The organism is Stenotrophomonas sp. 2YAF22, assembly GCF_052114665.1.
Lineage (GTDB): Bacteria > Pseudomonadota > Gammaproteobacteria > Xanthomonadales > Xanthomonadaceae > Stenotrophomonas > Stenotrophomonas indicatrix.
On record NZ_JBFRFE010000234.1, the window covers coordinates 1 to 5,874 of the forward strand.

At 66.9% G+C, this 5,874-nt stretch carries 4 protein-coding genes; 3 read left to right on the top strand and 1 reads right to left on the bottom strand.

Translation table 11 applies throughout. From position 1 onward, the window contains the following. The first annotated feature begins 80 nt into the window (after positions 1-80). Complete coding sequence (locus AB4Y84_RS10950; protein ID WP_442243982.1) at positions 81-482, top strand: c-type cytochrome; 402 nt, start codon at positions 81-83, stop codon at positions 480-482. On the opposite strand, the gene AB4Y84_RS10955 is transcribed toward AB4Y84_RS10950, so the two are convergent. Beyond that, positions 476-4,087, bottom strand: coding sequence for an ATP-binding protein (locus tag AB4Y84_RS10955; protein ID WP_442243981.1), 3,612 nt, complete (start codon positions 4,085-4,087; stop codon positions 476-478). The genes AB4Y84_RS10950 and AB4Y84_RS10955 overlap by 7 nt on opposite strands. 75 nt (positions 4,088-4,162) lie before the next feature. On the opposite strand from AB4Y84_RS10955, the gene AB4Y84_RS10960 reads away from it, so the two are divergent. After that, entirely contained in the window at positions 4,163-4,801 is a 639-nt protein-coding gene (locus AB4Y84_RS10960; protein WP_282280333.1) for a response regulator transcription factor, read from the top strand. A gap of 204 nt (positions 4,802-5,005) precedes the next feature. Beyond that, positions 5,006-5,874, top strand: an 869-nt coding sequence (locus AB4Y84_RS10965) for a hypothetical protein (protein WP_442250126.1), incomplete at its 3' end; no start/stop codon positions are given.

The window sequence follows — 5,874 nt, forward strand, 5'->3', positions numbered from 1 at the left end:
ACTCCGGCATGTGACCGGCGATGGGGCTGCGACGGCCGGTCGCAGCCCCACGGCGCGTGCGCCCGTTATCCTGCTCGTCCATGCGTGCCCATCGTCTGCTTCCCGTTGTTGCCACGATCCTGGTCGCCAGTGCGTGCCAGCGCCCGCCGGCTGCGCCCAGTACGCCCGAACAGGCGCGCCAGCAGGCCATGCAACAGGCGTTCGAACTGTGTGCCGGCTGCCACACCGTCAAGGCGGGCGGCATCCATCGTTTCGGTCCCAATCTGCATGGGGTGATCGGCCGCCGTGCGGGCAGCCTGCCCGACTACGGATATTCGCAGGGCATGCGCCATGCCGACTTCGTGTGGAGTGCGCAGACCCTGGACACCTTCCTGCAGTCGCCCACCCATCTGGTGCCCGGTACGCGCATGTACAACGCGTTCCCCAGCCCGGAGCGTCGCGCACTTGTGATCGCCTACCTGCAGGAACACGCAGCTCAATGAGCCAAGCGCTGTAGCTGTTGCTGCAGATGCGCCACGAACTGCCCCGCGTCGGCGATCGTCGATGCGATCTCCGCATCGCCTGCGGCCTGCAACCGTTCCACCAGCGCGTTGGCGCGATCGGCCAGGCTACGCGCACCCACCGCGCCCAGCGCACCGGCCTGCCGATGCAGGTGCAACGCGGCCGTCACCCGGTCGCCTTCGTGCAGCGCGCGCTGCAGGGCCGCGATGTCCTCGTTGCTGGCCTTGACCAGGCTGTCGTGCAGCTGCCGGGCGATCTCGCGCGAACCGAAGCGCCGTTGAAGGGTCGCCAGGTCGGGTAGCCCCTCGTCACCATCGGACTCATCGTCATCGCTGTCCACGGTGGCCGGGTCATCTTCAGCACCCTCGGCGCGCGGCAACCAGCGCAGCAGTGCCTGCCGCAGCGTCGCCAGCGACAACGGCTTGGCCAGCACGTCGTCCATGCCGGCTTCGCGGCAGCGGCGTGCGTCATCGTCAAGCACGCTGGCGGTCAGCGCCAGCACCGGCATCCGTGGCTGGCCGTTGCGCCCCTCGCGCTCGCGCAGCAGGCGGGTGAAGCCGAATCCATCCAGCACCGGCATGCGGCAATCGGTGATGACCAGATCGAAGGATTCCTCCGCCAGCCGGTCCAGTGCCTGTTGCCCGTCATCGACCAGCACGTGCGGCACGCCCAGCTGCTGCAGGCGCCAGGCCATCATCGCCTGGTTGGTGGGATGGTCTTCAATGACCATCACCCGTGCCTGGCGCAGATCAGGGGGCAGCAGCGCGATCTGCTGATGCTCGGCCTGCAGCGCGATCACATCCTCGCTGCGCGCCTCCACCAGCGACAGCAGCACGTCAACCCGCGTCCCTTCGCCCAGCGTGCTTTCGAGCTTCAGTTCGCCGTCCATCTTCTGCACCAGGCGCCGGCAGATGCTCAGGCCCAGCCCGGTGCCCCCATGGTCGCGCTGGATGTACGCACCGGCCTGGGTGAAGGGTTCGAACAGGGTCGGCAGCTGTTCCGGCGCGATGCCGATGCCGGTGTCGGTGACGCTCAGGCGCAGCGGCTGGCTGCCATCCTCGGCAGTAGGCCCCAACACCTCCAGCTGCAGCCGCACCGAGCCCTTCACGGTGAATTTGATGGCGTTGCTGAGCAGATTGAACACGATCTGGCGCAGGCGCACGCCATCCACTTCATGGGCCTGGGCCAGTTGTTCGTCGATGTCCAGCTGCAGATCCAGCCCGCGCGCCGTGGCCTGCGGCAACAACAATCGATGGACCCCTTCCAGCAGTGGCCGCACCGGCAGCGGTACCGGCTCCAGGCGCAGCGCGCCCGCTTCCATCCGCGAATAGTCGAGGATGTCGTCCAGGATCTGCCGCAGCATCTGCGCCGAGTCTTCGATCACGCCGAGGATGCGTTGCTGTTCGGCGTCCAGCGGCGAATGCGCCAGCACTTCCAACATACCCAGCACACCGCTCATCGGTGTGCGGATTTCATGGCTCATGGTGGCCAGGAAGCGTGATTTCGCTGCTGCAGCCTGCTCGGCTTCGACCATCGCTGCGGCCAGCGCGTCGGCCTGCGCGCGCGCCTGGCTCACGTCCACCCAGTAGCCACTCCAGGTCACCGCGCCCGCTTCCGTTGAATACGGATGTGCCTGGCTGCGCACCCAGCAGGGCGCGCTTCCGTCGCCATGGATACGGAACTCGAAGGAAAGCGGTGCAAAGTTGCGCGCCGCGAGGTCCATCGCGTGCAGCACCTTTTCGCGGTCCTCGGCATCGATGCACGCCAGCAGCGCCTGTCCATCCGACTCCGCCTGCTGCCGGCTGATGCCGAACATCGACTGCACATCGCCGGCAATGAAGGGGAAGCTCAGGGTGCCATCCGCTTCGCGGCGGGCCTGGTAAACGATGGCTGGCAGGTTGTCGGTCACCTCGGCGAGGCGCTGTTCCAGCTCACGGCGGCCGGCCACTTCGCGGCGCAACCGCCAGTGGCCCAGCCCATGCACCGCCACCGCAGTGGCCAGCACCAGCAACAGGGGAAGACCCCAGCGCAGCAGCGTGCCCCAGTCCACCCCCCCACGGTATTCCACCGACAGCCAATCGCCGCGCAGGGCTTCGCGGCGGCGGGGGCCCATCTGCAGCAGCAGGCGGTCGAAGGTCGTTGCCAGGGCCGCATGGCGGCGCTCCACGGCCAGTGTCAGCTGGTCGTTGAATCCGGCTGGTGCGGCCAGCTGCAGGCGCCCCGGAAAGCGGGTGCGCAGCAACTGGTCGACCAGCGCCAGGTTGCCCACGTAGGCATCGGCCTCACCATCGGCAAGGCGTTGCAGGGCCTGTTCAGCGCTGCGCGCGGCGACGATCTTCACCGAAGGCGCCTGTTGCTGCACATAGCCGCGGATGCGCTCCGGATCGGACAGCAGCACGCGTTTGCCGTCCAGGTCCGACAGACCCAGCATCGACGGACTGTCAGTGCGGGTGACGATCACATTGGGCACGGTGATGAAGGGTTGGCTGAACACCCATTCCGGCCCGAGATAGTTCGAATCGGCAGGAATGCCGATCACCGCCTGCAGTTCCCCGCGGCGCGCCTTCTCGCGCACCTCGTACCAGTCATGGCTGTTTTCGACCTGCAGGTTGGCGCCGGCCTGCAGCAGGCGCTGCAGGTATTCGTTGGTCAGGCCACTGGGCTTGCCATTCCTGTCGGCGAACGACAGCGGCGCGGCGTTGGGCGCAAAGCCGATCTTCAAGGGTTGCTGCAGCACGCGTTTCTCGGCCTGGCTCAATGCCAGCTGCGCCGACGCCGACCACTGCGGCGGTGGCAGCCAGCGCTGCGCCAGGGCGTCACGCTGCGCTTCGCTGACGGCGGCAAGCGCCAGGTCCAGTGCCTCGGACAACGGCTGTTTGCTGTTGGGCACACCGAAATGCAACTGCTCCGGCGGCAGATCGCTGGGCCGCAGCAACGCCACACCCTTCAACCCGTTGGCGGCGATCAGTTCCGTTGCCACGTAGGCATTGCCGATGAAAATGTCGGCTTTGTCGTCTCTGACCATACGCAAGGCCGTCAGCGTGTTGTCTGCGACAAGTTGTCGTGCCCTTGGGAACCGCGCACGCACCTGCGGTCCGGTCATGAAGTCCTGCTCGACCACAACGCGCAGGCCATCAAGATCGGGGGCTTCCGATGCACGCAGGTCCTGGGGACGTCCGACCATGGCCAACGGTGCCTCGGCATAGGCAGCGGTGTAGACCATGCAACGGGTACGCTCGGCGCTGAGCGCGATGTTCATTACCACGTCGATCTCGCCGCGACATGCCGCATCCAGCACGGAGGGCCAGTCCGCAAAACGGCGCGTCTCCACCTTCAGGCCAAGCTGCCGGGCCGAAAGCGTCAGGTAGTCCGGGCCCAGGCCCACCTGCTTCCCGTCCTGGATCGACTCAAAAGGAGGCCAGCCACTGTCATACTGTCCAACAACGACAACAGGATGTGCGGCCAGGTACTCGCGCTGCAGGGGGCTGAGCGGCAACGGCCCCGGCGTGGACGCAGGCTGGGCCAGCGCCGGCAGCGCCAGCAGGGTCGTCAACAGGATCAGTCCACGAGCCGCCCAGCTGCGCATCTGCAACGATCTCCTGGAAGTCCTGCCAGGGACCGCGACGGTCGCGGTCCGGCGTGCCGGTGGCCATACTAGAGCATGACCTTGCGCATCATCATCGCAGACGATCACCCCGTGGTCCGCATCGGTACCCGCGCCGTCATCGAATCCAGCGGCGTTGGCCGAGTCGTTGGCGAGGCCGACAGCGCCCAGGCGCTGATGACCCTGCTGACGACCCAGCCCTGCGACCTGCTGGTCACCGACTACTCGATGCCTGGCAGCCCGCAGGCCGATGGCTTCGCCATGATCGGCATGATCCGCCGCCGCCATCCCGACCTGCCGGTGCTCATGCTCAGCGTCTCCAACAACCTGGCGATCCTGCGCATGGTGCTCGACAGCGGCGTGCTCGGCCTGGTCGACAAGAGTTCGTCGATGGATGAACTGCCGCAGGCGATCCAGGCGGTCTATCGCGGCCAGTCCTACATCAGCCGCAGCCTGCGCGAGCGGGTGGAGGAAGCCGGCAGCTGGCGCATGCGCGAGGGTGACGGCAAGCCGTTGTCGCCGCGCGAAGTGGAGGTGCTGCGGCTGCTCGGCACCGGCATGACGGTCAAGGAAATCTCGCTGCAGCTGCACAAGAGCGTCAGCACCATCAGCCGCCAGAAGGGTGACGCCATGCTCAAGCTCGGGCTGAAGGGCGACGCGGAGCTGTTCGACTACCTGCGCGACGGCAGGATCTGAGACACCGTTCGCAGTTCTCTGGCGGGAGGCTCCTCCCTGCCCCCTGTGATCGCCGTCGCATCTGTGCCATCATCCGCGTCGATGGGTTTTCCTATGCGAGGTCGAAGGAATCGACCGGCTCATCACGACGTTCCCCCTCATCGAGGGCGGGGCGTGTTCTGCGTTGGCCTTCCTGCCCGACGCCCGCAAACCATGGAGAGGTGCATGAAGATCCTTCCGGAATCCCGCTTGGCCCGTGTCCGCCCACGCCTGTGTGCGACGTTCGCCGGCCTGCTCGTTGCGCTGCTTGCCAGCGCCTGCACCCCCTCGCCTTCGACCGCGTCACCACAGGGCGCCACCGCGCCACGACAGGATGTTGCCCCGATGCAGAGCTCCGCCACACCCGCCACCACGGCCACCGCCACGCCCCCCGATGCCGGCAGCGTGCTGTATTTCATCTACGACGTCGACGGCGATGGCGCCGTTTCGTATGAAGTAGCCAATGGCAGTGTCGCCACCTTCTGGTTCGGCCATGCCTTCGAACTGGCCGGCACCCGCTATTACACCGGCTTTGCCTGGAACACACCGCAGAAGTACGGCAAGCCCGGCGAAGACGAAGCCGGTCCGGACAGCCAGGTCACCCTGACCGAAGCCACCTTCACCCTGACCGGCGACAAGCCGGATCGTCCCTGGGTGTTCAAGGGCGCCGAACCGTGGATCGGTACCGTCGGCGCCTATGGCACCGCGCCGGACATCGACAGCAAGCGCAAGCCGCTGGAATACCGCACTCCGGCCGGCAAGCTGGTGCTGGCGGTGCCGACCAGCACCTTCGCCACCGGTACCAGCATCGAAAGCTACACCGTGCTGGTATTCAACCCGGACTACGAGAAGTCCGAAGACGGCCAGGTCTGGGCCAGCGCGGGCACGGTGATCACTGGCGAAGACAATTCGGCCGCCTGCGACGAGGGCCAGGTGATGCCATGCGTCAGCAACCGAGGCGTACTGGCCTTCAGCGCCGTCGCCGGCAGCGACCTGCCCACCATCACGGTCACCGCCACCGGCACCACCATTTCCGGCCCGGGCCAGACCCGTGC

What these genes read in the sequence shown, in the direction of transcription:
- AB4Y84_RS10955 (WP_442243981.1), bottom strand. Translation starts at nt 4,087, where the DNA reads ATGCGCAGCTGGGCGGCTCGTGGACTGATCCTGTTGACGACCCTGCTG.
- AB4Y84_RS10960 (WP_282280333.1), top strand. Translation starts at nt 4,163, where the DNA reads ATGACCTTGCGCATCATCATCGCAGACGATCACCCCGTGGTCCGCATC.
- AB4Y84_RS10950 (WP_442243982.1), top strand. Translation starts at nt 81, where the DNA reads ATGCGTGCCCATCGTCTGCTTCCCGTTGTTGCCACGATCCTGGTCGCC.